Genomic DNA, 26,064 nt, shown 5'->3' with positions numbered 1-26,064 from the left:
CCTCCGACGATCGACGCATGAGTGCTGAAATTCTCGACGAGGCGTACGAACGACTACACCGCACCGGCCCCGAATACGAGGGCTGGCTCTCCAACCACGGGCCGATGGCAGTCGAGGCGCTGGCCCGACACGGGCACCAGCAGCGGGTGCACCGCTGGCTCGACGACTACCTCGGCCGGCTCGACGAGCTGCCCCGAGGGCTGCACCCAATCGACGACTGGCGGGGGGCGCTGGGCGATCCGAAGCGGGCCGGTGACTGGCTGGCGTACTTCGACCGGCAACTGCGCGAACGCCCGTGGCGCGACGTGCTCGGCACCTGGTGGCCCCGGCTGCTGCCCGGCATCGCCGCCGGCGCCACCCACGGTGTGATCCGGGTCGGGCACGCCGTACGCGCGCTCGGCTCGGACCAGGTGAACCCGCAGCGACTCACCGAGTTGGGCCAGGCCCTCGGCTACTGGGCGGCCCGCTGGCAGCCGGTCCCCGGCGCCGCCCGGCTGCTCGACGGCGTCACCGTCGGCGAGTCGGACGGGCCGAATGACGGGATCGACGTGGACACCGCGCTGGCCGGGCTGCCCCGGATCGACGACCAGACCGGGGGCGTTCGGGATCGGCTGGGCCAACTGCCGGGCGTACCCCGATGGGAGCCGGCGCTCGCGGCGCTGCACCCCGCGCGCAGCCCGGCCGAGGCGAAGCGCGGGCTCACCACGTTGGTGCACCGGGCCGGGCTGGACTACCTGCGCTTCGGGCACGCGGCGCCGGTCATGCTGGTGCACGCGGTCACCGCGCCGACCGCCGTGCTGCGTACCCTGCCGGCACTGGACCGGGGTCTGTGGGCACCGAGCCTCGCCGCGGCCTGGTCCGCGACGGCGGCCATGACCTCGGTGTACGCCCCAGCCGACGGCATCGCGCCGCCGACCGTGACCGCCGCGACCCCGGCGGAGGTCTTCGCCCGCGCGGCCCGGCACGGCGACGCGCACGTGGTCAAACTCGCCGACGCGGTGCTCGACGCGCACGCGGCCAGTGGCGACGACCGACTACTCGCCGCCGCCGGCTATGCCGGCCAGTTGATCTGAGCAGAGCCCGGCGAATTACGGCAGCGGTGCGGGCCGCGCTGGCCTAGCCTCGGCAGGATGTGGCCTCGGATCGGTGACCTGCGCGCCCTCGCCCTCGGCACCCCCGGCGAGCTACGGGCAACCCTCAACACCCTGGTGCTGGCCGGCGTGAAGACCGCGACGGCCGGCCGGCTCGCCGAGTACGCGGAAGAGGGCGAGGCGTTGGAGCACGTCGGCGAACGGCTCGCCCTGGTCGACGACGACGATGCGCTGGCCGGCGTCGTGGAGATCACCGGAGTCGAGGTGGTCCGCTTCGCCGACGTGCCATGGGATTTTGCCCGCGCCGAAGGTGAGGGTGACCGCTCGATCGAGGAATGGCGGGCGGGGCACTCGGCCTACTGGGCGCGGCTCGGCACCCCGGTCGACGGCGACACCCCGATCGTCTGCCTCCGCCTGCGGCTGGTCTCCGGCGGCGAGGGCGGCGTGGCCAGCGGCGACCTCGGCACCTGAACCGGTTGCCGGGGCTTCCCCGACGGTGGCCGCCCGCCGTTGGCGCCGCCGCCTCAGCCGCGAAGCTCCGGCAGCAGTCGGGTCGCCACGTCCACCAGGATGGCCTCGTCACCGGCGTACCAACTGCTGGCGCGCGGCCAGTGCGTCACCACGTCGGTGAAGCCGAGATCGGCGGCCCGACCGACCTGATCGGCGAAGAACTGCGCGCTGCTGAGCGAGAAGACCGGTGCCGAATCCAGCAGGAGATAACGGTCCAGGGTGGCCGGATCGCGGCCGGCCTCGTCCAGGGTCCGGTCCATCCGCACGGACAGCGTCGACACGCTGTCCCACCAACTCTCCAGGTCGTTGTCGTCACCAGTGCCGGTGGTCACCCACCCCTGCCCGAAGCGGGCCACCAGTCGCATCGACCGTGGCCCGTTGGCGGCCACCACGAACGGCACCCGGGGCTGCTGCACGCAGCCGGGGTTGTTGCGGGCGTCCACCGCGGCGAACCAGTCACCACGCCAGGTGGTGCCGTCCTCCTGCAGGATCAGATCAAGCAGCTCGGTGAACTCGGCGAACCGGTCGACCCGCTGACGCGGCGGCAGCGTCTCACCGCCCAGCACGGCCGAGTCGAAGCCGATCCCGCCGGCACCCAGGCCGAGCAGCAGCCGACCGTCGGAGACGTCATCCACCGTGGTGATCTGCCGGGCGAACGCGGCCGGGTGCCGGAAGTTCGGCGACGCGACGAGGGTGCCCAGCCGGATCCGGGAGGTCACCGTGGCGGCAGCGGTCAACGTGGCCATCGAGTCGAACCACGGGCCGTCGACCAGGTCCCGCCAGCCCAGGTGGTCGTACGTCCAGGCGTGGTCGAAGCCCCACTCGTCGACCTGCCGCCAGCGATGCTGCGACTCGGCCCAACGCTGGTCGGGCAGAATCACGATGCCAATCCGCATGATCGCAGCCTAGCCGGGGCACCACCGGCACCGGGTTTTCGCTACCGTCCGGGGGTGGACCGACGGTCACAGCGGGTCGACACGGTACGAGCGTTCGGCACCGTGTCGCTGGTGGCTGGCTTCATGACCGCACTGCTCACCATGGCGTCTGGCTACAGCGGGCTCAAGCCGCACATCCTTGCCGCCTTCCTCATCCTGACCGGCGTCGGTCTGCGGATCGAGGCGGCGATCATCGACCGTAAGTCGTAGGTCCAGCGATGCTGCCCCTTCGGGCAAGGCGACAGTGACACGCATCACACAGCTCTCCGGTAGGGGGATCGCGGCCAGCTCCGACCCATCCGTGAGCGGCACCCAGGCGGGGTGTCGCCCGAGGAGAGGACCTGGACGAGATGACGAAGGTGACCGCACAACTGTCGGTGTCGGTGGACGGGTTCTACGCCGGCCCCCGGTTCAGCGGCGACGGCAACTGGATGGACTCGGCGGAGAGCGCCGGCTTCTTCCGGGTCACCCGCTGGGCGACCGACGCGATGGCGTGGCGCGAACGACAGGGCTTCGCTGGCGGGGAGCAGGACACCAACTCCGAGGTGATCGCCGAAACGTTCGGCGCGGCCGGGGCGTACGTGATGGGGCGCCGGATGGCCGACGGGGGTGAGGTGCCCTGGGGTGAGGAGCCGCCATTCCGCGCGCCGGTCTTCGTCGTCACCCACCGCCCGCGCCAACGTCTGCTGCGCGAAGGGGGCACCAGCTTCACCTATGTCACCGATGGCGTGACCAGCGCCGTCGAGCAGGCGCGCGCCGTGTCCGGCGGCAAGTACGTCGCCGTGGCGGGAGGCGGCAGCCTGGTGCGGCAGGTGCTCAAGGCTGGCCTGCTCGACGAACTGGAGCTGCACGTCGTACCGGTCGTGCTCGGCACCGGTCTCCGGCTGTTCGACGCGGACCTCGACCTCGGCGAAAAGGAGGCGGTCGAGCTGACGCCGACCCGGGTCCTCCACACCCCACTGGTAACCCACATCCGGTACGCGGTGCGCGGTCGCGCCCCGCTCGTGCTCGACGATCGAGGCAGCGGCGGCGGCCCGACGGCGATGCGGTGACCCGTCGGCGATCGGCCTCTACAGCCGGGACAGCACCAGCAACCGGTTGCCGTCGGGGTCGGTGACCCGAGCCGACCGCTCACCCCACGGCTGGTCGACGGGCTCCTCCGTCACGGTTGCTCCGCCAACACGCAGCGCGCCCACGGCTGCGTCGCAGTCGTCGGCATAGACACACAGCTCCCAGCGGTGTGAGTCGGTCGGCTCGCCAGCCTCCGGGTTGGCGGCCAGGCCGAGCTCGCTGTTGCCCAGTCGGAGTGCGACGAACTCCGGGTCGCCGTCCTCGGGGAACCGGTAGGTCAGCTCAAAGCCGACCACGTCCCGGTAGAACGCGATCAGTCGTGGCAGGTCGGGTGTCGTCACGATCGGAAAGGCTTCGGTGAACACGGACCACCTCCAAGCCGGACAGTAGCCGGTGCCGAGGCTCAGGAGGAACCACCACGGTCGATCCCGGCGAGTGTCGTCGCCTCGCCGGAACTCTTGTGCAAAACGATTTGCAGTGCAAACCTAATGGTAGTGCAGCAGTAGTCGAGCGGCCTGGAGGTCACCGTGTCGGAGCAACCGAGCACTACGCCGAACAGCAGGGACACACCTGAAGAGCTCCTGGCGTCGGTGGCCGCCCTCCGGCGCCACACCCGGATCACCCGGCACGCCTACTGGTTGCCACTCCTGCTGTTCGGCGTCCTCATGGCAGGGGCCGCACCCCTGTACGTCGAGTCGGTCGAATCACCCGATCTGCGCGTTTCGCAGGACAACCCCGCACTGACCGGCCTCGGTGGGGACTTCCTCGAACGCTCGGCAGCCCTCGGCTGGTATTGGCTAGTGGCGCTCATCGGCGGCTACCTGCTCAGCCTCGGGTGGTATCGGTGGCACGGTGCACGGGTGGGCGTGCAGACCCCGACCCGGGCGTACGTCATTGCCGGCCTGGTGGGCACCCTGGTCGGGCTCGTGCTGCCGATCGTGCTGCGGTTCCTGTTGCTCAACGCGGCGACGGTGATCTCGAACGGAACCAGTTGGGCGACCACACCGCTGTTGGGCATCTCCAATCGCGGCATGCTTCCGCACCTGGTCATCGCGATGGGTCTGCTGGTCCTGGCTCGACTGGAACGCAGTCGTGGCCTGACGGTCGTGGCCGTGGCCTACGCCGCCGCGGTCATCCTCGTGAACATCTACTTCCAGACCGCGGACTTCGAGTCGGGGGACCTGAACCGCTACAGCTTCATGCTGGCGGCCCTGCTGCCAGCACCGATCCTGCTCGTCGGTGGCAGCATCGCTCTTTTCACCACGGGTAAGAGGTCGGCGTGAGCAGTGCAGACGGTCCCCATGGAGCGGCCACCGGCCCCGGCAACGACGGGCACCCGACGAACGGGCTCAGCGACACCGTCCACCAGCGCAACCGGCTCGGCATCCTCACCATCGCCGCGGAGGCCGAGCGAGTGGAGGTCTCCTACCTCCGCAACGCGCTCGAACTCACCGCCGGCAACCTCTCCCGACACCTCGCAGTGCTGGAGGAAGCGGACCTGATCCAGATCGAGAGGGGCTACCACGGCCGCAGACCCAAGACCTGGATCAGGATCACCCCGCAAGGGCAGGCGGCACTGGCTGCCGAAATCAACGCGCTGCGGGAACTCCTCCGGCGCCACCAACAGTTTCGGGCATCCACCTGACGCGAGCGCGTCGGCCGGGCGTCCGGTAGTCCTCCTCCCCTCGGTCGCGATCGGTGGCATATCGATCGAAGCCACCGTCCGTTTTCCGCCAGCCACGATCTGCGACGCCTGCCAGAGTTGCCGACGGCGTATCACCACCGGAGGTCAACCAGCATGCATCGCGTCATCGAGCCCCGGGTGCTTTATTTCGGCACCCCTGTTGTCCTGATCAGCACCTGCAACGAGGACGGCTCAGCGAACCTCGCCCCGATGTCGTCGGCTTTCTGGGTAGGCCACTCGGGAATGCTCGGCTTGGACGAGACCTCACAGACAACCCACAACCTGCGGCGAAGCAGGCAATGCGTGTTGAACCTCGCGGACCCCGCGCTCGTATCCTCAGTCGACAGATTGGCGCTGCTGACCGGGAGCCGGACAGTGCCGTCACACAAGCGGGCCAAGGGTTACCGCCACGAGGCGGACAAGTTCGCCGCAGCCGGCCTGACCCCGGCCCCGTCGGACAAGGTCGATCCGCCACGTGTCGCGGAATGTCTCATCCAACTTGAAGCGACGGTGAACCGGATCCACGCCTTCGGCGAGCCCGACTCGGGCGTTGTGGCGGTCGACGTTCAGGTGGTACGGGTGCATGTCGAGGAGAACCTCCTCATGCCCGGAACCGATCGTTACATTGACCCGGACAAGTGGGATCCGCTGGTCATGAAGTTCCTAGAGTTTTACGGCGGGGGACACAACCTGCACCCGTCCCGCTTGGCGAAGGGCTGGGGCGCCCCGGTCCTGACCCGAACCCTGCCCCAACCCTGAGGCGACCCTGACGCGCCCCGGAACTAACCCTGCAGGCCGTGGCGATTCCTCTGCACCGGAGAAAGGCTGGGGTCATGACCCATTCGGCACAACCTCTCTGGCCAGGCGATACGCGCCGCGCAGTGGAGTTGAAGAACGTCAGCCGCTACCGCCACCCCCTCGCCTTCTACGTCCTCGCCACCGCCATCCCGTGGGCGCTGTGGTTCACCGCTGCCTGGCTGTCGAACCAGCCCAATCCCAGTCAGACCACCATCGCCGTCATGACCGGCCTCGGCCTGGCCGGTCTCGCCGCCCCGGTCGTCGTGGCGATCTGGTTCATCCGCAGGGACGGGCTCACCCGCGACGTCCTCACTCGCCTGGTCGCGCCGCGCGGCACTCGCGCCTGGGTCTGGCTGGCGGCCGTCGCCCTGCTCCCCGCTGCCCTGCTCGTCGCCACCGCGATCTCCATCCCGTTCGGCTACGACCTCTCGCAGTTCGAGTTCCGCAACGGATTTTCGTTCGCCTCGGGCCTGCTGCCGGCGTGGATCACGCTCCTCCTGGCCCCCGTCCTGGAGGAGATCGCCTGGAAAACCTACGGCACGGATGCGCTCGTGTCCCGGATGAAGGTCCTGTGGGCGTCGCTGGTGTTCGGTGTCGTCTGGGTGCTGTGGCACGTGCCGCTCGGCTTCATCAAGGGCTACTACCAGGCGGAGGTCGTCGAGGAGGGCGCGATCCACAGCCTCAACCTCGCAGTTTCGCTGATACCGTTCGTCATCCTGATGAACTGGCTCTACTACCGCGCTGGCCGCAGTGTCCTTGTCGCGATCGTCTTCCACCTCGCCGCCAACTTTGGCAACGAGCTTTTCCTTACGCACCCGGACACCAAGGTAATCCAGACCGCCCTGCTGCTGGTGCTGTCCGTCATCGTGGTCTGGCGCGATCGGGAGCTGTTCCTGACGCCCCCCGCACGCCGCGCGTGACCCAGCCGGGGCCCTGCGCCCGAGGTGGCGGGAAATCTACCAGCACACCGCCCGCGAGCAGGACGAGCAGATCGCCGACGCGCTCAGTTCGCAGATCAAGAAGAGCCAGGATCGGGCACGCAGCGGGCACGGCAAGCGCAAGAAGTAATAGCAACGAATAAGGCCCCAGCCAGGAAAGCTGTCCTGAGCTGGGGCCTCACGGTGGAGCGGGTGACGGGAATCGAACCCGCACTGTCAGCTTGGGAAGCTGATGTTCTGCCATTGAACTACACCCGCAGGCGGCACCACTGTACCCGAGTCGCCGAGCCCGTGCACCCAGGCACCCCGCCCGGCGTAGCTCATCCGCGTACACCCGCTGCCGGCTCCGTCACGACGGGGCCGGCAGCGGCGTCGTTGGGCCGTGGTCAGGCGGCCGTGTACTGGATGTCACGACTGAGAATGGTCGGGCGTGCCTGCGGTACGGCGAGCGGCGCGGCCGCCGCCGACGGGGCGTGCGGGTCGAGCCAGACCCGCACGGCCGGCCGACCCGGCGCGAGACCCGGAATGCCCGCGGTGGGCTGCTCGCGGCGGGTCAGCATCGCCACGTCGACGGTGAACTCGAACAGCCGCCAGTCGGCCTGCGGCTCTGCCCGGGCGCCCTGCGCCAACCGGGCGACCCGCGCCGGATCGGTCACCGGACGGGCGCGCCCCGCCACGTACGCCTCGTCGTCGCTCTCCTCCGGAGGGAACGAGTGCAGCGCGTAACGGCCGTCGCGTTCGAGGTCACGGCGCTTCGGGGAGTCGATGATGAAGCAGAACAGACCCTCGTCGGTGATGACCGGGGAGACCGGATGGACTCGGGGCCCGCCGTCGGCGCGGACCGTGGCCAGGTAGCCGAAGCCCGGCCCGTACTGCTGGAGGAGAACGCGGATCCCGTCGGCGAGTCGGGGCTCGTCGGCGGCGAATTCGGACCAGGAAGCCATGCGAGCATTCTATCGAACAACTGTACGAGCAGCGAGCTCGACGCGCTGGTCACCGGCACCGAATCCGACGGCTTTGGGCACCGCCGCTATGGTTGTCCGATGCTGCTCTCCGACCGCGACCTGGTCTCCGAGATCAAGGCCGGCACGCTGGGCCTGGAGCCGTTCGAGCCCACCCTGGTCCAACCGTCCAGCATCGACGTGCGACTCGACCGGCTGTTCCGGGTGTTCAACAACCACCTTTACACACACATCGACCCGGCCATGCAGCAGGACGACCTGACCTCCGTGGTCGAGGTGCCCGACGGTGAGCCGTTCGTGCTGCACCCCGGGGAGTTCGTGCTCGCCTCGACACTGGAGGTCATCTCGCTGGGCGACCAGCTCGCCGGCCGGCTCGAAGGGAAGAGCTCGCTGGGTCGGCTCGGGCTGCTCACGCACTCCACCGCCGGCTTCATCGACCCGGGCTTCTCCGGTCACGTGACGCTGGAGCTCTCGAACGTGGCGAACCTGCCGATCACCCTCTGGCCAGGCATGAAGATCGGGCAGCTCTGCATCTTCCGGCTCTCCTCGCCGGCCGAGCACCCGTACGGCTCGGTGGTCTACGGCTCGCGCTACCAGGGCCAGCGGGGGCCGACGCCGAGCCGCGCCTGGCAGCACTGGCGCACCTGGCCCACCCGCTGAGCGGTACGACAGCCAGACGACGAGGGCCCGCCGCGACGAATCGCGACGGGCCCTTCGGTCACCCCTGATCAGCCTGGGCGGCCGTAGCTGTGGATCGGGCCGTCGTCGACCTTCTTCATCTTGACCGGTTGACCGGCCTGCGAGGCGTGCACCACCCAGCCACCGCCGACGTACATGCCGACGTGGTGGATGTCGCTGTAGTAGAAGACCAGGTCGCCGGGGCGCAGGTCGGCCTTGCTGACGTTCTTGGTGGCGCGGCTCTGCGCGGCGGCGTTGTGCGGCAGCGACACACCGGCCTTCGCCCAGGCGGCCAGCATCAGCCCGGAGCAGTCGTACGAGTTCGGGCCCTCGGCACCCCAGACGTAGGGCTTGCCGATCTGCGCGCAGGCGAACTTGACCGCCGTGCCCGCAGCGCCACCGGGATAGCTGCCGGGGCAGGGCGCCGGGCGCAGCGAACCGCCGCCACCGTTGCCGTACACCTTGATGCGCAGCTTCTGCAGCCGGTCGATCTCCTCGTTGATCTGCTTCTTCTTCGCCGCCAACTGGGCCTCGGTACGGGTCAGCTGGGCCACCATCTCGTCCAGCGGCGCCTTCTGCTTCGCCAGCTCATCGCGGAGGTCGGCCACCTGCCGCACGTCCTGCTGCTGGTTGTGCGCGAACCGGTCGAGCATCTCGAGCTGGCCAACCACCTCGCTGGGCGATCGACTGCCCAGCACCGCGTTGACGGTCGAGACGTTCTCGCCCTTGTACGCGCGCACGGCCAGCGCGCTGACCTTGTTCATCGCAGCGTCGACCTGGCGCTCCAGCGGGCCGATCCGGGCGGCCAGCGCGTCCGCCTGCTTGCGCTTGGCGGCGAGGTCGGTCCGGGTGGCGTTGTGCCGTTCGATGATCGGTTCGAGTTTGTTCCAGTCGGCGTCGATCTGGCGCTCGATCTCGGCGACGGACGGATCGGCGTGGGCCGCCGTGGCGCTGCCCGTCAGGACGACGGCGACGCCGGCCAGCGCGGCGAGAGCGGTGGTGAAGCGGGACCAGCGTGAGCGCGGCGCGATCGACGTCGGGCCGGCTGCTGCCGGCCGCTCGGACGACGGCCGCGGGGCATGGAGTGCCACCGGGTTCCGTACTCCTTCTTCCTGACCGCCTACCGGGTTAGCTGACGGGTTCGGGCGGGAAGTCGGCGCCCTACCGCAGTGGCTGCGGATTCACCCCGAGGGACCTGGGTCCCCGGTTCGCTCGGAAACGACTCGGCGGTGTCGGTCCGTTACCGCCCGGGCTGGGCGGAACTGATATCGGGCCGACGAATGACCAGAGTAGAGACGCCTGTTACCGATCCGCAACCCGTGCGGCCGTGACACTCCGTACCGATCAGGGAGGGTGACGGACCGTACGCGAAGATTTCTTTCCTGACGCGTCGACAGATAGAAAGGTATTGACGCAGGCTCCCGGGCGGCGCGAAGGTGACCTCACCTTCATCCCGTGGAATTTAGGGGGTTCGATGCACCATCCAACCCTGTCGCTCCGGCGGCGCGCACTGCTCACCGCCGCCGTGGTCGCCGCAGCGACCGCGGTACCGCTACCCGCCGGCGCTGCCGCCGCCGCACCCACCGCCGACCGCCAGCAGCAGTACGCCGCGGCGGCAGCGGAGTACGGCGTGCCGACCGGCGTGCTGCTCGGCGTCTCCTACCTGGAGTCCCGCTGGGACAGCAACGCCGGCACACCGAGCACCAGCGGCGGCTACGGCCCGATGCACCTGACCGACGCCCGCCACGTGGTCGCCCTGCCTGGGCGCGGCCACCACGACACCGGCGCCGAGGACCCGCGTGGCGACGACTCCCGACCCGCGCTGGCGCCCGCTCCTCGGCAGGCCGAAGACCCCGCGCCGCCCACCGCCGCGTTGCAGACCGTGGACACCGCCGCAGCGCTGACCGGCGCGGCACCCGAGGCGCTGCGCACCGACGCGAGCGTCAACATCCGGGGCGGGGCGGCACTGCTCGCCGCGTACCAACGGGAGCTGGGCGCGCCGGTTGGCGCCGGCACCGACCCGGCTGCCTGGTACGGCGCGGTGGCCCGCTACGCCGGTGCGGACAGCGCCGATGCCGCAGCGGCCTTCGCCGACGAGGTCTTCACCACGATCAGCGCCGGCGAGTCCCGGGTGACCGACGACGGCCAGCGGATCACGCTGCCGGCCCGCGCGGTACAGCCGGAGCGTTCCTGGCTGGACCGACTGGGCCTGCGCCGCCTGGCCCGCCCGGACGGGCTGGAGTGCCCCCGCACCATCTCCTGTGAGTGGATCCCCGCGCCCTACGAGGCGTTCGGCGACGGGGACTACGGCAACCACGACCTCTCCGACCGGCCCGCACGGCAGAAGATCGAGTACATCGCCATCCATGACACCGAGGCAAGCTGGGCGACCACCCTGAAACTCGTCCAGGACCCGACCTACGTGAGCTGGCACTACTCGCTGCGCTCGGTGGACGGGCACATCGCCCAGCACGTGAAAACCAAGGACGTCGGCTGGCACGCCGGAAACTGGTACGTCAACGCCAAGTCGATCGGGCTGGAACACGAGGGCTTTGCCGCGCAGGGCACCTGGTACACCGAGGCGATGTACCGGACGTCGGCGAAGCTGGTCCGACACCTCGCGCTGCGGCTGGGCATCCCCCTGGACCGCCAACACATCATCGGCCACGACAACGTGCCCGGCACCGTCGCATCGACCGTACGCGGAATGCACTGGGACCCGGGACCGTACTGGGACTGGACGCACTACTTCGACCTGCTGCACGCGCCGCGACTGGACACCGGCACCCCGGCCACCGGGTTGGTCCGAATCGACCCGAACCACGCCACCAACCAGCCGGCGTTCACCGGATGCGTCACCCCTGCCGTGCCGTGCACGCCGCGCGGATCCTCGTCGGTGGTGCTGCACACCGCGCCATCCTCGGACGCGCCACTGGTGAACGACATCGCGCTGCGCCCTGACGGCACCCCGAACACCATGGAGGTGTCGGATCACGGCGCCCGGGCCTCCGCCGGCCAGACGTACGCGCTGGCCGGCCGGCAGGGCGACTGGACGTCCATCTGGTACCTCGGGCAACGGGCGTGGTTCCACAACCCGGCGTCCGCGCCGACCGCCAGTTGGACCGTCGGCATGGTGGCCACCCCGAAGCCCGGACGGGCCACGATCCCGGTGTACGGACGGGCGTACCCGGAGCAGACGGCCTACCCGGCCGGGGTGCCCTACCAGGCGATCTCGCCGCTGCAGTACACCCTTGCTGCCGGGCAGCGGTACGCCGTCGGCGCGGTGCTGGCCGGTGAGTACTACCGGGCCAGCACGTTCGACGGCTCCTCCCCCGGCGACTGGACGGTGATCCGCGGCAAGAACCGGTACGCGCAGATCCAGTTCGGCCACCGCATCATGTACGTCGACCTGGCCGACGTGCAGTTGCTGCCGTCCCCGGTGGGCGCACCCCGCTGAGCGACCACGACGGCCCCCGGTCGGGTGACCGGGGGCCGTCGTCGTGCCTGTGGGGATCAGCCGGGTCTGCGGAACCCGGCGACCGGCATGGTGTTGATGCTGGACACCTGCACCGGTTTGCCGGCCCGGGGGGCGTGCACCATCTGGTTGTTGCCCAGATACAGCCCGACATGACTCAGGCCGGAGAAGAAGAAGACCAGGTCACCGGGGCGGGCGTCGGCTCGTGAGACGGCCTTACCCTCGTTCCACTGGTCACCCGTGTGGTGGGTGAGGCTGATGCCGGCCGCCTTGTAGGCGTACTGGGTCAGCCCCGAGCAGTCGAACGAGTTCGGGCCGGTGGCGCCCCAGACGTACGGCTTGCCGACCTTCCCGCAGGCGGTCCTGATCGCGGTACGGGCGGCCGCGCTCACCACTCCGTTGATGGTCGGGCAGTCCGCGGTCACGACCGAGGTCTTGGGCATTGACGCCTCGAGCTGCTTGATCTCGACGTCGATCTGCTTCTTCTTGGCCGCCAGCTCGTTCTGCTGCTTGGTCTGGGTGACGATCAGCGCGTCCAGCTTCTGCTTCTCGCCGTCGTACTTGTCCCGCACGGCCAGGATGCCCGCGACCTCCTTGCGCTCCTGCGCGGCCAGGCGGTCGAGGACGGTGAGCTGCTCGGTGAGCGTGTCCGGCTTGGCGCTGACGAGCAGTGCGCCGATGTCGTGCGAGGGACCCGAGATGTAGTAGCGGGAGGCGAGGTCGCCGACCCGGTTGAGCGCCAGTTCGCTCTGCAGCGCCAGCGGCTCGATCTTTTTCTGCAGGTCCGTCGACTTCTTCCGGTTGACCTTCAACTGCGCCCGGACCTTGTTGTACTGCTCGATGGTGGGCTCCAACTGCTCCCACTTCTTGTCGATCTGCGCCTCGATCTCGTCCACCGTGGGTTCGGCGTGTGCCGGCGCGGCCAGCAGACCGGCACCGACCGTCGCGGCGGCGACCAGGACGAGTAGACGATGAGCGACGCGGCGCAGCCCACCCGACCGAGCAGACGATTTCAGGTCGTGACGATGAGGGGGCATGGTTGCCACCGGCACCGACTCCTTTGCAACCGACCGCCGGGCGCCTCGCGTGCGGGAAGGGCCGAGGCAGACGACCCACAGCGGTCGGTGCCTCACATTAGGGAAGCTCGGGGCGGTAATCAAGGTGAGCAGAGCAACCATCACTGTCGTGCAACTGCCTGCACACCAAGGGTATTGGTCCATCACCCAACGATTGCAGTCAATACGTCATCGAGTGTGACCACACCGAGAGGGCGTCGGCCGTCGCTGACCAGCACCATGTGCCGCCTTTCGCGGCGCATGGCCAGCAGCAGGTCGGCAAGCGTACGCTCCGGCGGCACCACCGCCAGCGGCCGGTAGACCCGGGCCGGCACCGGCGCGCGGCGACCCGGGCCGGCGTACCCGAGCACGTCCTTGACGTGCACGAACCCGAGCACCCGACGGGTCGACCGCTGCACCACCGGAAACCGGGACCGGCCGGTACGGGTCGCCAACACCTCCAGCGACGCCGGCGAGACGTCCTCGGCCACCGTCACCACCGTCGACCACGGTTGCAGCGCGTCCGCCGCCGTACGGGTGTGCAGGGCCAGGGCACCGGTGATCCGAACGTGCTGCTCCTCGTCGAGCAGACCCTCGGTACGCGCCTGGGAGACAAGCCCGGCCAACTCCTCGGCGGTGAACACCGTCTTCACCGCCTCGGACGCCTCGATCCGCCACAGTGCGAGCACCCGGCGGGCCGCCCACTTCATCGCGATGAGCAGCGGCTTGGTGGCCACACAGAACGCCAGCATCGCCGGGCCGAGCCAGAGCGCGGAGACCTCCGGACCGGCCAGCGTGATGTTCTTCGGCACCATCTCGCCGACGACCGTGTGCAGAAAGACCACCACGCCCAGCGCCAGCACGAACGCCACCGGGTGCACCGCCCGATCGGGCAGGCCGGCCGCGTGGAACGGCGGCTCCAGCAGATGGGCCAGCGCCGGCTCGGCAATCGCGCCCAGACCCAGCGAACAGACCGTGATGCCGAGCTGCGCGCCAGCGATCATCAACGGGATCTGGTTCATCGCCGACAACGCCCACCGGGCACGCTTCGATCCGGCGGCCAGCGGCTCGATCACCGTCCGGCGGGACGCGATGAGCGCGAACTCACTGCCCACGAAGAACCCGTTGCCGAGCAGCAGCAGGACGGTCACCAGCAACTCAGTCATCGTCGTCCGGCTCCGCCGGGCGCAACACCCGGACCTGCTCGATCCGGTGCCGCTCCACCTCCACCACGGTGAACTCCCAGCCGCCCGCCTCGACGGTCTCGCCGGCCAGCGGGATGTGCCCGAGCCGGGCCATCAGGAACCCGGCCAACGTCTCGTACGGCCCCTCGGGCAGCCGGAAGCCGGTCTGCTCGGCCAACTCGTCGGAGCGCAGCACCCCGTCGACCAGCACGGTGCGCTCACCGCCGGGCACGGTCAGCTCGACCGGACCGGCGTCGTCCACGCTCGCCGGGTCGAACTCGTCGGCGATCTCCCCGACCAACTCCTCGACGAGGTCCTCGATCGTCACGACCCCGTCCGTGCCGCCGTACTCGTCGACCACGATGGCCAGGTCCGCGCCAGCCGCCTTCAACGCGGTCAGCACGCCGTCCAGGTTCAGGCTCTCCGGTACGTACACCGGTTCGCGGGCCACCGAGCCGACCATGGTCGACGCCCGGTCGGCCAGCGGCACGCCCAGCGCGTCTGGCACACCGGCCACGCCGGTCACCAGGTCCAGGGTTTCCTCGTACACCGGAAAGCGGGTTCGCCCGGTCCGCCGGGACGCCTCGAGCAGCTCGGCCACGGTGGCGGTGACGCGCAGCGCGACCACGTCCACCCGGGGGGTCATCGCCTCAGCGGCCCGCTTGTCGCCGAACCGGATGGTGCGGCGCAGCAGCATCGCGGTGTCCGTCGGCAACGCGCCGGCCCGGGCCGAGATGGCCGCCAGCAGGCCCAGCTCCTCCGGCGAACGGGCACTGGCCAGCTCCTCCTGCGGCTCCACGCCGAGCGCCCGGACCAGCCGGTTCGCCGAGCCGTTCAATCCCCGGATCACCCAGCCGAACGTCCGGGAGAAGGTGTGCATCGGGCCGGCCGTGGCCAGCGCCGCCGGCATGGGCCGGGCCAGCGCCGCGTTCTTCGGCACCAACTCACCGAAGAGCATGGAGATCAGCGTGGCCAGGGCCAACGCGAAAAACGGGGTGAACCGCTCGGTGCTGTCCCCGACCATCGGGCGCAGCAGCGGGGCGAAGATCCGGGCCAGGGCCGGCTCGGCCAGGTAGCCGGTGAGCAGCGCGGTGATGGTGATGCCGAGCTGCGCCCCGGAGAGCTGGAAGGAGAGTTCGCGCAACGCTGTGCGTACCGTCAGGGCGGCCTGGTCGCCCGCGGCGGCCCGCCGGTCGATCTCCGCGCGGTCGACCGTGACCAGGGCAAACTCGGCCGCGACGAAGAACGCGTTGCCCGCGGTCAGCGCAACGAAGCCGACCAGGGGCAACAGCGTCGTCAAGAGTAGGCCGTCGATGTCGCCTCACCTCGGCGAAATTCTTGCACGACGGCGGCGACCCCTTGGGGGCCGCCGCCGTCGATGTTCAGATCCCAGGTGTACGCGGCTCAGCCGCCGATCGGCGCGGTCTCCTTGCCGCCCTGCGGCTGCTCCGGCTTGACCGAACGAAGCAGCACGCTCGCCACGTCGATGACCTCGACCTGCTCGCCGGCGCCCTTGCCGTTGACCCCGTCGTTGAGCATCGTCGAGCAGAACGGGCAGCCGACAGCGACCGTCTTCGCCCCGGTGGCCATGGCCTCCTCGACCCGGTCCACGTTGATCCGCTTGCCGATCTTTTCTTCCATCCACATCCGGGCACCGCCAGCGCCGCAGCAGAAGGAACGCTCGCTGTTACGCGGCATCTCGGTGAGCTCGCCCGCGATGGCGTCACCAAGGACCTCACGGGGGGCCGCGAAGATCCGGTTGTGCCGACCCAGGTAGCAGGGGTCGTGGTAGGTGACGCCACCGTCGACCGGTTGCACCGGGGTGAGCTTGCCGGTGGCGACCAGGTGGGCCAGCAGTTGGGTGTGGTGGACCACCTCGAACTCCCCGCCGAGCTGGCCGTACTCGTTGCCCAGGGTGTTGAAGCAGTGCGGGCAGGTCGCGACGATCTTGCGCTTGGCCTTGTCTCGGCCCTCGAACGCCTCGTTCAGCGTCTCCACGTTCTGCTGGGCGAGCATCTGGAAGACGAACTCGTTGCCGATCCGCCGCGCCGGGTCACCGGAGCAGGTCTCGCCCTCACCCAGGATCGCGAACGTGACGCCCGCCTCGTTGAGCAGCGTGGCCACCGCGCGGGTGGTCTTCTTGGCCCGGTCCTCGAACGCACCGGCGCAGCCGACCCAGAACAGGTACTCGAAGTCGTCCACCTCGCCGACCCGGGGCACCTCGAAGTCCAGACCCTTGGTCCAGTCCTCGCGGGTGTTCTGCGGAGCGCCCCACGGGTTGCCCTTGTTCTCCAGGTTGCGCAGCATCACGCCGGCCTCGGAGGGGAAGCTCGACTCGATCAGCACCTGGTAGCGGCGCATGTCGACGATGTGGTCCACGTGCTCGATGTCCACCGGGCACTGCTCGACACAGGCGCCGCAGGTGGTGCAGGACCAGAGCACGTCCGGGTCGATGACACCGCCCTCCTCGGCGGTGCCGATCAACGGCTTGTTGGCCTCGGCCAGGGCCAGGACGTCCAGGTGGGCGAGCTGAGCCTGGGTGGCCTTCTCCTCGCCGGTCAGGTCCTTGCCGCCACCGGCCAGCAGGTAGGGCGCCTTGGCGTACGCGTGATCCCGCAGGCTCAGCACGAGCAGTTTGGGCGACAACGGCTTGCCGGTGTTCCAGGCCGGGCACTGCGACTGGCAGCGACCGCACTCGGTGCAGGTGCTGAAGTCCAGGAGGCCCTTCCAGCTGAACTGCTCGACGTGGGCGACGCCGAACTGGTCCTTCTCCGGGTCGGCCTCCTCGAAGTCGAGCGGCTTGCCCTGACTCGTCATCGGGCGCAGCGCGCCGAGGCCGGAGCCGGCGGGCCGGGCCGGCTCGCGCTTGAAGAAGATGTTGGGGAACGCCAGGAAGCGGTGCCAGGCGACGCCCATGGTGACGTTCAGGGAGATGACGATCAGCCAGGTCATCGAAATGGCGATCTTGATGGCCGCGGCGACGCTGACCCCGTCCTCCCAGGCCGGCAGCACCGCACCGACGGCGTGGCTGACCGGAGTGGCCCAGAACGCGAACTCGAAGTGGTCGGTGGCGACCTTGAAGCCCCGGATCACGAAGCCGAAGATCAGGACCAGCAGCACGATCCACTCGACGAAGTAGCCCTGCCACATGGTCGAGCCGGTGAACCGGGACCGCCCGCCCGGCCGGGTCGGCCGGTTGCGGAGCCGGATCGCCATCAGCACCAGGATTCCCACCAGACCCAGCACCCCGATGATCTCGGTAACCAGACCGAAGATCGTCCAGCGCCCGATGATCGGCAGGCCACCGCCCGTGGTGACCACCTCGAAGTACGCCTCGAGCACCAGCAGCGACAGGACAACGAAGCCGACCATCACGAACCAGTGCGCGGCACCCACCACGCCCCACTTGAGCATCCGGGTGTGGCCGGCAGTCTCCACCAGCATGGTCCTGGCGCGGGTGACCTTGTCGGTGAACCGCTCCGGCGCGGGCTGCCCGAGCCGGATGACTGCCACCATCTTCAGGACCGCACGCACCGCAAGCCACACCGCCACGGCGGTGATGGCGGCCGCGAGGATCGTGGTGACGATCTGGACGCTGCCCATCGAGTTGGCCTCCCCGGTCTGCTGCCTGATGACCTCGCCCTGCTCGGTCATGCAGTGCAGCCTACGCGAAGGTTACCCAGCAGTAACGTGAGTCATCTCGCAGTAGGCCACGCCGCCTGCGGACACCATAGGGTGCCCCGCCCGATCCTGTCGGGCAGGGGCACGGTGGAGTGACGCGAAACCGCCGGCGCGACGGCCGAGCCGGCTCAGCGCCAGCGGGAGAGCAACGCCAGCGAAGCGACCATCGCTCCGAAGCCGACTGCGAGGTTCCAGTAACCCCACGCCGTGACCGGGTACTGCTGCTCGGACAGGTAGTAGAGCACCAGCCAGCCGATCCCAGCGACGATCAAGGCGACCGCGGTGATCGGCAACCACACCGGGCTAGGCTTGCTCGACGACGACGCCGTCGTCGGACGGACGTCCGTCGGCGGGGTGTACACCTTCTTCTTACGGACCTGAGACTTGGGCACGACGCTCTCCAGAGGGGTGACGACCTCGTCCGGCCTGACAACCGGGCGCGGAGACGACGGTCCATGGCCAATAATGTTCGACAGCTAGCGTAGTCCCGATTGCCCGCCCGGACCACAAATGAGGTCAGGCCGGTGCACGGAGTGACCGAAATAGGCGGGACTGTTCGCATCACCGTCCCGGCCGGGGCGGAACGATCCCCGATACGCGGAAGGAACGCTCGGTGGAGTACACATCCGGCGCAACCTCCTGGCAGAAGGCCCTCCGACGGGCCGCCGCCGGGCTGCTGCCCCGGCGACCGCGTCAACGCCGACCGGGCTGGTCGATCGGGGTGCCCCTGATCGCCGCCGCGGCGGGACTGCTCTTCACCACCACCGCGACCACCGCCGGCGGCACCGCTCTGCGCGAGGACCGGCGGCCCCAGCTCAACCAGCTCATCGAGGACCGTCGCGAGCAGGTGGCAGCAGGCGAACGCCGTGCCGCCACACTGCGCGGCGAGGTCGAGGACCGGACCAACACGCTGGCCGGCTCGGACGCCCCGATCAAGGATCAGCAGAATCGCGCCCAGGGCAGTCTCCAGGCCGCCGGGTTCACCGCGCTCACCGGCCCCGGGGTCACGGTCGAACTGAACGACGCGCCACAACTCGACCGGACCCAGTCGGACGCCAGCAACGACGACCTGGTGGTGCATCAGGGTGACGTGCAGGCCGTGGTCAACGCCCTCTGGGCCGGCGGAGCGGAGGCCATGTCAATCATGAACGTCCGCGTGCTCGCGACCAGCGCGGTACGCTGCGTCGGTAACACCCTGCTGCTCCATGGTCGGGTGTACTCCCCACCGTTCAAGATCGTAGCAATCGGCGATCCCGCTGCCCTCCAGCAGGCCCTCGCCAGCTCTGAGGGAGTCCAGTGGTTCAAGGACGCGGTCGACGACTACCAGCTCGGCTACAAGGAGACGACCTCCACGGTGCGAGTCCCCGCATTCGAGGACTCGACCGCCCTGCGCTCGGCCACGGTGCCTGAATGAGCGGGCCGGACGAACCTCGCGACGGGCGACACCGGGACCAGACCGACGAGCCAACCGCTTTCCTGCCCAAGGTCGACCGCCCCGCACCGACACCCGCGCGACCGGCCCAAGCCGGCAATTGGCCCGAGCCGGTGCTGCCCACCCGGCCTGGTGTGTCGCGCCCGCCGGCGGCGACCCCGGAGCCTCCCCGCGCGGCCGAGCCTCCCCGCACCGCTGGTCCTCTCCGCGGCCCTGGTCCTCTCCGCACCCCTGAGCCGCTTCAGAACGACCGGGCGGCCGTGCCGCCGCCGGGCCGCACCGAGCACCCGCCGCGGCCCGAGCATCCGGCGCGGCCGAGCACCGGCCGACCCGACCCGACCCACACCCCGGGTCCCCCGAGTGTCGACGCCCCGCCGCCCTGGCCCGGCAGTGCCGCTCCCGGCCTGGGCCCGGCCGGAGGCCCGGGTACGCCCGGCGGGGCGCCGACCAGCCCAGGCACGCCAGGTGAGATGCCGACCCGGCCGACGACCCCCGGGACGCCCAGCCGGCCTGTCCCGTCCGGGCCCACGACTCCGCCGGTGGCCGACTCACCGACCGCGTTCATACCCCAGCTCGCCGCCAGGCCTCCGCGCCCGACCGGCTCCCCAGCCGCCCCGGTCTCACCGGCCGCTTCCAACCGCGCCTCGGCGACCGGGCAGGACCGTTCCTCTCTGGCCAGGCCGGGCCGCGTCTCTCCCGCTGGAGCGGATCGCGTCGCCGACCCTGCCGCGACCGCGTTGATTCCCGCCGTGCCCGCGACACCCGTCAGCAGGCCGCCAACTGCGGACATGACAGCGCTGATGGGTGCCGTCCCCCGCACGGCGGTCCCCGAAGAGCCGACCGGCGGCGGCGACAACCCCGCTGAGCCTCCCCAACCCCGACGGGGCGAGCGGGTGGTCCAGCTCCGGCCGCACCAGACCGGCGAGGGCTACAAGAGCGTCTACTCCGAGCTCACCCGCCCGTCGCTCGGCTCGCGACTGCGCACCGGCATTCGCATCACCGGCGAGGTCCTGATCACTTTCGGCCTGGTGGTGCTGCTTTTCGCCGGCTACGAGGTCTGGGGCAAGTCGGCCATCGTCGACGCCCACCAGAACGACCTCAACAACGAGTTGACTCAGGCGTGGGGCCCGACCGACGACCCGACGGTCGCCCCGTCGGCCGGGCCGAGCGTCAAGCCGTCCCCGCCGGTACGCGGCAAGCCGCTCGCGGGCCTCTACATCCCCAAGCTCGACAAGAACTGGGTCGTGGTCGAGGGAGTCACCCAGGCCGACATCCGCTACGCCCCGGGCCACTACCCGACCAGTGCGCTGCCCGGCCAGGTGGGCAACTTCTCCGTCGCCGGCCACCGCAACCGGGCCACCTTCTGGCGGCTGGACGAGCTCAGCGAGGGCGACGCGATCGTGGTCGAAGGCAAGACCGACTGGTACGTCTACCTGGTGTCGCAGTCCCGGATCGTCAAGCCGACCCAGGTCGAAGTGGTGGCACCGGTGCCCGGCGAGCCGAACAAGAAGCCGTCCAAGCGGATGCTCACCCTGACCACGTGCAACCCGAAGTTCGACAACTACCAGCGCCTGATCATTCACGCCGAGCTGGACCGCACCCAACCCAAGTCGGCAGGCCGTCCAGCGGAGCTGGGAGGCTGACTGATGTACGCGTTCATCTGGCGCAAGCTGCCGTTCGGCCTGGCCGGAAAGCTGGCCGGCTCGGTGCTGCTCGTGGTCGCCACGGTGGCCCTGCTCTGGTATGTCGCCTTCCCGTGGGCGGAGCCCCTGCTGCCCTTCGACGACGTGCAGGTCGAGTCCGGCGTCCCCGCAGAATCGGGCGACGGCGGCCCGGTGACTCAGGACACCCCGGCCGACGAAGAGCACGAGCTGCCGTACGACACCGACCAGAACAACTCCGCGCCGCCCTCCCCGAGCAGGTGACCATGCGCGTCCTGGTGATCGACAACTACGACTCGTTCGTCTTCAACCTCGTTCAATATCTCGGCCAGCTCGGCGTCGACTGCGAGGTCCGCCGCAACGACGAGATCGACGTCGCCGAGGTGGGCAAGGTGGGCGCCGCCGGCATCCTGCTCTCGCCCGGGCCGGGCAGCCCCGACCGTGCCGGCATCTGCCTGGACGTCATCCAGGAGTACGCGGGCGAGCTGCCGATCTTCGGCGTCTGCCTCGGCCACCAGGCGATCGGCGAGGCGTTCGGGGCGACCGTGACGCGCGCCCCCGAGCTGCTGCACGGCAAGACCTCCGAGGTACGGCACCACTCGGTCGGCGTACTCACCGGCCTGCCCGACCCGTTCACCGCCACCCGGTACCACTCACTGGCCGTGCTGCCCGAGACGCTCCCCGACGAGTTGGAGGTCACCGGCTGGACCGGCTCCGGCGTGGTGATGGCGATGCGGCACCGGACGCTGCCCATCGAGGGCGTCCAGTTCCACCCGGAGTCGGTGCTCACCGAGGGCGGCCACCTGATGCTGGCCAACTGGCTGGCCAGTTGCGGTCACCAGGAGGCGCTGGAACGCGCACCCGCGCTTGCCGCCGACGTCGACGCCCGCCGCCGGGCCGCCTTCGCCACCACCTGAGGCCCCGCAGCTCGGTCGCTGGGCCCGGGACCCCACGCGGAGCCGGGTCAGCTCCGCAGTGCGTTCTGGATCGCCGGATCCGCGGGCGAGCGGACCGCTGGCGCACGGCCTCGGACCGCGTCCCACGCCGCCTTGCCGCTGGCGAAGTAGTCCCGAACCGACTTCTCGGCGAGCAGGGCTGACCCGCAACCGTCGCAGCGGGCGGTCACCCCGTCGACGTCGAGGCCGAGATGCCGGCACAGCGTCACCGCCCGGGACAGGTGGTAGGACTGGGTCACGATCAGGGCCCGCTCGACGCCGTACACCTCACGCGCTCGCGCGCAACTGTCGTAGGTGTCCAGGCCGAACGGGTCGGCCACCACGCGACGCGGATCGACACCGAGCTCGGTGAGGTATGACGTCATCACCGCCGGCTCGTCACCCGACGTGCCACCACCGTCGCCCGACACGAGGACGACCCTGGCCCGCCCGCTGGTCACCAACTCGGCGGCGGTCTCCAAGCGGCCGGCCAGCCGGTTTCCTGGCCGCTGCCGATCAGTCTGCACGGCGGTGCCGAGGACGATCACCACGTCGGCGGCCGGCGCATCGGCCTCGGCATACACGTGGCCGCGTGCGGCGAGCGTCGTCCACAGCCACGGAAGACTGGCGAGCAGCAGCGCGACGAGGCCCAGGACTGCCATGCGTCGAGGCCATCGCCGCACCGGCCCGAGATGCGGCGCCTGTGCGTCAGTCATGCCGAGGCCCGAGGCCCGGGGTGCGGGCCTAATCCTGAGGAAGCCGGGCCGGCGGGGGCGGGAGCGGCAGACCGACGCCGCCCCCGGTGCCGGGGGTGGTCGGCGTGGTCGTCGGGGTGCCCGTCGGCGTCCCGGTGGGCGTCGGATCGGTCTCCGGCTCCGGCTGACTCACCTTGATGATCACCCTCGTGCCGCTCGGCTTCTTGTCCTTGGCGTTCGGGCTCTGATCGGTGACCTTCCCCGCCTCGGCGGCAGGCACCTCCGGCCCGTTCTGCGGGACGGGCGTGAAGCTGGCGTTCCGGAGAACGCGGGTGGCCTCTTCCTGGCTCAGCCCGACGACGTCCGGCACCTCGCGGATTTTGCCGTTCGAGACCGTGAGCGTCACCTTCGTGTCCTCGGGGACGCGCTGCCCCTCCGGCGGGTTCACGCTGAGGACCTCGTCCTGGCTCGCCTCGTCGTCGACCGTCTTGATTTCGTATTTGAGCTTCGCCTCGGTCAGCCGGGCGATGGCGCTCTCCCGCTTGCTGCCCTTGAGCCCGGCGGGGACGGCCACGTCGGGCTTGCCGCCACAGACCTGAATGGTGACCGTGCCGTTCTGCTCCAGCCGGGTGGCGGGCATCGGACTCTGCTTGACGACATTGCCCGGCGTGCAGTCGCTTGCCAGCACCGGATCACCCACCTGCGGCGAGAGACCGGCGTTGCGGATCTCGGCGAACGCAACATCCCTACTCTTGCCGGTGAGGGTGGGCACCGTCTTCTCGGCCTTGTCCTGCTGCTGGCTCCAGAGCAGGGCCGCGACCAGGGCGATCACCGCCAGCACGCCGACCGCGCTGAACATCGCGATCAGCCAGGAGGACGCCTTGCGCTGGCGCGGGTCGCCCACCCGGGCCGGGATCTGCCGGGTCTGCTGTCCACCGGGGGGAGCCGGATAGCCGCCCCCGCCACCGGCCGGGGCCATCGCCACCGTCTCCGCCTCGCGCAGCACCGGAGTGGCCAGCACGGGTCGGCCGGCGGCGGCGCGGAGCAGGTCGGCACGCATCTCGCCAGCGCTCTGGTAGCGGTTGAGCGGGTTCTTCGACAGCGCCTTCAACACGATCGCGTCGACAGCGGGGGTGACATCCGGGTTGATGTCGCTCGGCGTCGGCGGCGTCTCCCGTACGTGCTGGTAAGCGACGCTGACCGGGCTGTCCCCGACGAACGGCGGGTGCCCGCAGACCAGCTCGAAGAGCACGCAGCCGCCCGCGTACACATCCGAGCGCGCGTCGACGGACTCGCCGCGCGCCTGCTCCGGGGACAGGTACTGCGCCGTGCCGATCACCGCGCTGGTCTGCGTCATGGTGGTCGCGCCGCTGGCCAGCGCGCGGGCGATGCCGAAGTCCATCACCTTGACCTGGCCGGTCTGGGTGAGCATCACGTTGCCGGGCTTGATGTCCCGGTGGATGATGCCGTGCCGGTGGCTGAACTCCAGTGCCGCGCACATGTCGGCGCAGATCTCCAGTGCCCGGCGCGGCTGCAGCCGACCCTCCGCGCCGAGAACCTCCTTCAAGGTCCGCCCGTTGACGAACTCCATCACGATGAACGGCAGCGTCTCGCCGGTCGGCGCGGTTTCCTCGCCGGTGTCGTAGACCGCCACGATCGCCGGGTGGTTGAGCGAGGCGGCGTTCTGCGCCTCCCGACGGAATCGCATCTGGAACGTCGCGTCTCGGGCCAGGTCGGTGCGGAGCATCTTGATCGCGACGTCCCGACCGAGCCGGAGATCGCGACCGCGGTGCACCTCGGCCATGCCGCCGTAGCCGAGCAGCTCGCCGACCTGGTACCTGCCACCGAGCAGGCGGGCCTGCGCTGTCATCGCGTCTGTCGTCCTTCGCTCGTCGTCGTCCCGCCGTCGCCCGGCTGGAGTCGTACCTCTCGACGGTACGACGTCCGGGTCGGATCGTCGCGCTCGTCGAGTCGTAGCGCGCCGGACGTCACGGTGCGCGCAGACAGCCCGGTGGGTTCACCGGCCTGCGACTGCTTCCGCAGGTTGTAGGAAATCACGCCGGAGCAGAGCAGGACCAGCATGGCCACCAGGATGGCGAGGAGCACCATTCCGGGTCGGGACCGGTGCGGCTCGGGTGACGGCAGCGCCGGGCTGGCCTGCCGGGCGTACACCGGCGGGTGTTCCTGGCGGGTCTGCGGCGCCGACGGCACCGCTGCGGCACCGCGCGGGTAGCTGGTCGGTGCGACCGGCGGCCGGCCGGGCTGGACGGCCGGCGCGACAGCGGTGGGGCGTGGCTGCTGGGCCGGTGCGACCGCGGTCGGCCTCGGCCCGGCGACCGGCGGGCGGGCGGGCTGCTGGCGCAGTTGGTGCGCCTGCGGCACCTGGGCCCGGCCGGGCGCGGCGGGCGAAGCTGGCGCCGCAGAAATAGGGCTGGAGTTGCCACCTGCCCTGGCCTGCTGGGAGAGCGTGGCCTTGAGCTGACGGGCGACCCCGGCGAGAGCTGCCGCGCTGGGCCAGCGGGCGGCCGGGTCCTTGGCCAACGCCCGCTCCACCAGCGCGCGCACCTGCGGGGGAATGTCGGCGGGCAGTGGCCGGGGTGTCTCCCGGACGTGTCGCATCGCGATGTCGAGCGGGTTGTCGCCCTCGAACGGTCGCCGCCCGGCCATGCACTGGTAGGCGACCACGCCGAGCGCATAGACGTCGGACGCCGGGGTGGCCACGCCGCCGGTGGCCTGCTCCGGCGAGATGTACGAGGCGGTGCCGAGCACCGAACCGGCGGCGGTGAGCTGGCCGACCAGGTCGGAGCGGGCGATGCCGAAGTCGGTCAGCACCAGCGTGCCGTTCGGCCGGACCAGCAGGTTGCCCGGCTTCACGTCGCGGTGCACGATGCCCTTCTCGTGCGCGGCGTGCAGCGCGTCCGCGGCCTGCGCGACAAGTGCCATCGTCCGGGCCGGGGTGAGCCGACCGACCCGGCTCAGCGTGGATGACAGGGCGTCGCCCTCGACGTATTCCATGACCAGGAACGCGATCTGCTGGTCGTTGCCGAAGTCGTAGACGTCCACCACACCAGGGTGGTTGATGGTGGCCATGGTGCGGGCCTCGCCGCGGAACCGCTCGCCGAAGTCCGGGTCGTCGAGCAACGCGGGGAGCAGGCTCTTCACCGCGACCGTCCGGCCGAGCACCTGGTCGGTGCCGCGCCAGACGTCGCCCATGCCGCCGCTGGCGATCCGCTCGTCGAGGCGGTAGCGGTTGCCGAGTTGGACGCCGGGGCTGAGCAT

At 70.2% G+C, this 26,064-nt stretch carries 27 protein-coding genes, 1 tRNA gene and 1 riboswitch; of the genes, 14 read left to right on the top strand and 14 right to left on the bottom strand.

Features of this window, described 5'->3' with window-relative positions; all coding sequences use genetic code 11:
- Positions 1 to 17: 17 nt before the first annotated feature.
- Positions 18 to 1,073: a hypothetical protein gene (locus OG811_RS11230; RefSeq protein WP_406073967.1), complete on the top strand. Its 1,056-nt coding sequence runs from the start codon at positions 18 to 20 to the stop codon at positions 1,071 to 1,073.
- Between the two features lie 57 nt (positions 1,074 to 1,130).
- Positions 1,131 to 1,562, top strand: coding sequence for an ASCH domain-containing protein (locus OG811_RS11225; RefSeq protein ID WP_406073965.1), 432 nt, complete (start codon positions 1,131 to 1,133; stop codon positions 1,560 to 1,562).
- Positions 1,563 to 1,615: 53 nt separating this feature from the next.
- Here the strand turns inward: OG811_RS11225 and OG811_RS11220 are convergent, their stop codons facing one another.
- A complete protein-coding gene (locus OG811_RS11220; RefSeq protein ID WP_406073963.1) occupies positions 1,616 to 2,497 on the bottom strand; it encodes an LLM class flavin-dependent oxidoreductase in 882 nt (293 codons plus the stop codon).
- A gap of 54 nt (positions 2,498 to 2,551) precedes the next feature.
- Here OG811_RS11220 and OG811_RS11215 point away from each other — a divergent pair, with 54 nt between their 5' ends.
- Positions 2,552 to 2,746 carry a hypothetical protein gene (locus OG811_RS11215; protein ID WP_406073962.1) on the top strand — a complete coding sequence of 65 codons (195 nt, stop codon included), beginning with the start codon at positions 2,552 to 2,554 and terminating at the stop codon, positions 2,744 to 2,746.
- Between the two features lie 140 nt (positions 2,747 to 2,886).
- A complete protein-coding gene (locus tag OG811_RS11210) occupies positions 2,887 to 3,588 on the top strand; it encodes a dihydrofolate reductase family protein (RefSeq protein WP_406073961.1) in 702 nt (233 codons plus the stop codon).
- Positions 3,589 to 3,606: 18 nt separating this feature from the next.
- Here OG811_RS11210 and OG811_RS11205 read toward each other — a convergent pair whose 3' ends face one another.
- A complete protein-coding gene (locus OG811_RS11205) occupies positions 3,607 to 3,948 on the bottom strand; it encodes a VOC family protein (RefSeq protein WP_406073960.1) in 342 nt (113 codons plus the stop codon).
- Positions 3,949 to 4,134: 186 nt separating this feature from the next.
- Here OG811_RS11205 and OG811_RS11200 point away from each other — a divergent pair, with 186 nt between their 5' ends.
- From OG811_RS11200 to OG811_RS11185, 4 genes are all read left to right on the top strand, one after another.
- Positions 4,135 to 4,890: a hypothetical protein gene (locus OG811_RS11200; RefSeq protein ID WP_406073958.1), complete on the top strand. Its 756-nt coding sequence runs from the start codon at positions 4,135 to 4,137 to the stop codon at positions 4,888 to 4,890.
- Positions 4,887 to 5,252, top strand: a complete 366-nt coding sequence (locus OG811_RS11195) for a transcriptional regulator (RefSeq protein ID WP_406073957.1) — start codon at positions 4,887 to 4,889, stop codon at positions 5,250 to 5,252. The genes OG811_RS11200 and OG811_RS11195 overlap by 4 nt, the downstream gene beginning before the upstream one ends.
- Before the next feature lie 153 nt (positions 5,253 to 5,405).
- Positions 5,406 to 6,050 carry a flavin reductase family protein gene (locus OG811_RS11190; RefSeq protein ID WP_406073955.1) on the top strand — a complete coding sequence of 215 codons (645 nt, stop codon included), beginning with the start codon at positions 5,406 to 5,408 and terminating at the stop codon, positions 6,048 to 6,050.
- A 38-nt stretch (positions 6,051 to 6,088) separates the two neighbouring features.
- On the top strand, positions 6,089 to 7,009 hold the full coding sequence (locus OG811_RS11185) for a CPBP family intramembrane glutamic endopeptidase (RefSeq protein ID WP_406073953.1): 921 nt from the start codon (positions 6,089 to 6,091) through the stop codon (positions 7,007 to 7,009).
- 202 nt (positions 7,010 to 7,211) lie between these two features.
- Here the strand turns inward: OG811_RS11185 and OG811_RS11180 are convergent.
- Together OG811_RS11180 and OG811_RS11175 are read right to left on the bottom strand one after the other, a co-directional pair.
- A tRNA-Gly gene (locus OG811_RS11180) sits at positions 7,212 to 7,285 on the bottom strand.
- A 128-nt stretch (positions 7,286 to 7,413) separates the two neighbouring features.
- A complete protein-coding gene (locus tag OG811_RS11175; RefSeq protein ID WP_406073952.1) occupies positions 7,414 to 7,971 on the bottom strand; it encodes a pyridoxamine 5'-phosphate oxidase family protein in 558 nt (185 codons plus the stop codon).
- A gap of 99 nt (positions 7,972 to 8,070) precedes the next feature.
- Between OG811_RS11175 and dcd the strand changes: the two genes are divergently transcribed.
- A complete protein-coding gene (dcd, locus tag OG811_RS11170; protein WP_089018323.1) occupies positions 8,071 to 8,649 on the top strand; it encodes a dCTP deaminase in 579 nt (192 codons plus the stop codon).
- Between the two features lie 68 nt (positions 8,650 to 8,717).
- Here dcd and OG811_RS11165 read toward each other — a convergent pair whose 3' ends face one another.
- Complete coding sequence (locus OG811_RS11165) at positions 8,718 to 9,758, bottom strand: NlpC/P60 family protein (RefSeq protein ID WP_406073949.1); 1,041 nt, start codon at positions 9,756 to 9,758, stop codon at positions 8,718 to 8,720.
- A gap of 12 nt (positions 9,759 to 9,770) precedes the next feature.
- Positions 9,771 to 9,906, bottom strand: a riboswitch (cyclic di-AMP (ydaO/yuaA leader).
- Positions 9,907 to 10,141: 235 nt separating this feature from the next.
- Here OG811_RS11165 and OG811_RS11160 point away from each other — a divergent pair.
- Positions 10,142 to 12,124, top strand: a complete 1,983-nt coding sequence (locus OG811_RS11160) for an N-acetylmuramoyl-L-alanine amidase (protein ID WP_406073947.1) — start codon at positions 10,142 to 10,144, stop codon at positions 12,122 to 12,124.
- A 56-nt stretch (positions 12,125 to 12,180) separates the two neighbouring features.
- Here OG811_RS11160 and OG811_RS11155 read toward each other — a convergent pair whose 3' ends face one another.
- The 5 genes from OG811_RS11155 to OG811_RS11135 all read right to left on the bottom strand — a co-directional run bounded on the left by OG811_RS11155 (position 12,181) and on the right by OG811_RS11135 (position 18,454).
- Positions 12,181 to 13,194: an NlpC/P60 family protein gene (locus OG811_RS11155; protein WP_406073946.1), complete on the bottom strand. Its 1,014-nt coding sequence runs from the start codon at positions 13,192 to 13,194 to the stop codon at positions 12,181 to 12,183.
- A 167-nt stretch (positions 13,195 to 13,361) separates the two neighbouring features.
- A complete protein-coding gene (locus OG811_RS11150) occupies positions 13,362 to 14,363 on the bottom strand; it encodes a hemolysin family protein (protein WP_406073944.1) in 1,002 nt (333 codons plus the stop codon).
- Positions 14,356 to 15,681, bottom strand: a complete 1,326-nt coding sequence (locus OG811_RS11145; protein WP_406073942.1) for a hemolysin family protein — start codon at positions 15,679 to 15,681, stop codon at positions 14,356 to 14,358. The genes OG811_RS11150 and OG811_RS11145 overlap by 8 nt, the downstream gene beginning before the upstream one ends.
- Positions 15,682 to 15,785: 104 nt before the next feature.
- Complete coding sequence (locus OG811_RS11140; protein WP_406075653.1) at positions 15,786 to 17,984, bottom strand: heterodisulfide reductase-related iron-sulfur binding cluster; 2,199 nt, start codon at positions 17,982 to 17,984, stop codon at positions 15,786 to 15,788.
- 206 nt (positions 17,985 to 18,190) lie between these two features.
- A complete protein-coding gene (locus OG811_RS11135) occupies positions 18,191 to 18,454 on the bottom strand; it encodes a cell division protein CrgA (RefSeq protein WP_406073941.1) in 264 nt (87 codons plus the stop codon).
- A gap of 221 nt (positions 18,455 to 18,675) precedes the next feature.
- On the opposite strand from OG811_RS11135, the gene OG811_RS11130 reads away from it, so the two are divergent.
- Positions 18,676 to 19,476 carry a DUF881 domain-containing protein gene (locus OG811_RS11130; RefSeq protein WP_406073939.1) on the top strand — a complete coding sequence of 267 codons (801 nt, stop codon included), beginning with the start codon at positions 18,676 to 18,678 and terminating at the stop codon, positions 19,474 to 19,476.
- 259 nt (positions 19,477 to 19,735) lie between these two features.
- On the opposite strand, the gene OG811_RS11125 is transcribed toward OG811_RS11130, so the two are convergent.
- Entirely contained in the window at positions 19,736 to 20,284 is a 549-nt protein-coding gene (locus OG811_RS11125) for a hypothetical protein (RefSeq protein ID WP_406073937.1), read from the bottom strand.
- Here OG811_RS11125 and OG811_RS11120 point away from each other — a divergent pair.
- Genes OG811_RS11120 through OG811_RS11110 form a run of 3 tightly spaced genes read left to right on the top strand, consistent with a single transcriptional unit; the run spans position 20,283 to position 22,072 of the window.
- On the top strand, positions 20,283 to 21,137 hold the full coding sequence (locus tag OG811_RS11120) for a class E sortase (protein ID WP_406073935.1): 855 nt from the start codon (positions 20,283 to 20,285) through the stop codon (positions 21,135 to 21,137). The genes OG811_RS11125 and OG811_RS11120 overlap by 2 nt on opposite strands.
- Positions 21,138 to 21,140: 3 nt before the next feature.
- A complete protein-coding gene (locus OG811_RS11115; protein ID WP_406073934.1) occupies positions 21,141 to 21,419 on the top strand; it encodes a hypothetical protein in 279 nt (92 codons plus the stop codon).
- A gap of 2 nt (positions 21,420 to 21,421) precedes the next feature.
- Positions 21,422 to 22,072, top strand: a complete 651-nt coding sequence (locus OG811_RS11110) for an aminodeoxychorismate/anthranilate synthase component II (protein ID WP_406073932.1) — start codon at positions 21,422 to 21,424, stop codon at positions 22,070 to 22,072.
- 47 nt (positions 22,073 to 22,119) lie between these two features.
- On the opposite strand, the gene OG811_RS11105 is transcribed toward OG811_RS11110, so the two are convergent.
- From OG811_RS11105 to OG811_RS11095, 3 genes are all read right to left on the bottom strand, one after another.
- Positions 22,120 to 22,752, bottom strand: a complete 633-nt coding sequence (locus OG811_RS11105; protein ID WP_406073931.1) for a vancomycin high temperature exclusion protein — start codon at positions 22,750 to 22,752, stop codon at positions 22,120 to 22,122.
- An 82-nt stretch (positions 22,753 to 22,834) separates the two neighbouring features.
- Positions 22,835 to 24,655: a Stk1 family PASTA domain-containing Ser/Thr kinase gene (gene pknB, locus OG811_RS11100; protein WP_406073929.1), complete on the bottom strand. Its 1,821-nt coding sequence runs from the start codon at positions 24,653 to 24,655 to the stop codon at positions 22,835 to 22,837.
- Positions 24,652 to 26,064: a protein kinase domain-containing protein gene (locus OG811_RS11095; protein ID WP_406073927.1), complete on the bottom strand. Its 1,413-nt coding sequence runs from the start codon at positions 26,062 to 26,064 to the stop codon at positions 24,652 to 24,654. The genes pknB and OG811_RS11095 overlap by 4 nt, the downstream gene beginning before the upstream one ends.

This window comes from Micromonospora sp. NBC_01638, assembly GCF_045209745.1.
GTDB lineage: Bacteria > Actinomycetota > Actinomycetes > Mycobacteriales > Micromonosporaceae > Micromonospora.
Note: the sequence above shows the minus strand (reverse complement) of the source record. Positions and strands in the feature narration are given on the sequence as shown.

Coding starts and splice junctions, on each gene's coding strand:
- OG811_RS11140 (WP_406075653.1), bottom strand. CDS start 17,984: ATGGGCAGCGTCCAGATCGTCACCACGATCCTCGCGGCCGCCATCACC.
- OG811_RS11175 (WP_406073952.1), bottom strand. CDS start 7,971: ATGGCTTCCTGGTCCGAATTCGCCGCCGACGAGCCCCGACTCGCCGAC.
- OG811_RS11230 (WP_406073967.1), top strand. CDS start 18: ATGAGTGCTGAAATTCTCGACGAGGCGTACGAACGACTACACCGCACC.
- OG811_RS11220 (WP_406073963.1), bottom strand. CDS start 2,497: ATGCGGATTGGCATCGTGATTCTGCCCGACCAGCGTTGGGCCGAGTCG.
- OG811_RS11115 (WP_406073934.1), top strand. CDS start 21,141: ATGTACGCGTTCATCTGGCGCAAGCTGCCGTTCGGCCTGGCCGGAAAG.
- OG811_RS11160 (WP_406073947.1), top strand. CDS start 10,142: ATGCACCATCCAACCCTGTCGCTCCGGCGGCGCGCACTGCTCACCGCC.
- dcd (WP_089018323.1), top strand. CDS start 8,071: ATGCTGCTCTCCGACCGCGACCTGGTCTCCGAGATCAAGGCCGGCACG.
- OG811_RS11210 (WP_406073961.1), top strand. CDS start 2,887: ATGACGAAGGTGACCGCACAACTGTCGGTGTCGGTGGACGGGTTCTAC.
- OG811_RS11125 (WP_406073937.1), bottom strand. CDS start 20,284: ATGTCCGCAGTTGGCGGCCTGCTGACGGGTGTCGCGGGCACGGCGGGA.
- OG811_RS11095 (WP_406073927.1), bottom strand. CDS start 26,064: ATGCTCAGCCCCGGCGTCCAACTCGGCAACCGCTACCGCCTCGACGAG.
- OG811_RS11110 (WP_406073932.1), top strand. CDS start 21,422: ATGCGCGTCCTGGTGATCGACAACTACGACTCGTTCGTCTTCAACCTC.
- OG811_RS11150 (WP_406073944.1), bottom strand. CDS start 14,363: ATGACTGAGTTGCTGGTGACCGTCCTGCTGCTGCTCGGCAACGGGTTC.
- OG811_RS11105 (WP_406073931.1), bottom strand. CDS start 22,752: ATGGCAGTCCTGGGCCTCGTCGCGCTGCTGCTCGCCAGTCTTCCGTGG.
- OG811_RS11120 (WP_406073935.1), top strand. CDS start 20,283: ATGACAGCGCTGATGGGTGCCGTCCCCCGCACGGCGGTCCCCGAAGAG.
- OG811_RS11225 (WP_406073965.1), top strand. CDS start 1,131: ATGTGGCCTCGGATCGGTGACCTGCGCGCCCTCGCCCTCGGCACCCCC.
- pknB (WP_406073929.1), bottom strand. CDS start 24,655: ATGACAGCGCAGGCCCGCCTGCTCGGTGGCAGGTACCAGGTCGGCGAG.
- OG811_RS11190 (WP_406073955.1), top strand. CDS start 5,406: ATGCATCGCGTCATCGAGCCCCGGGTGCTTTATTTCGGCACCCCTGTT.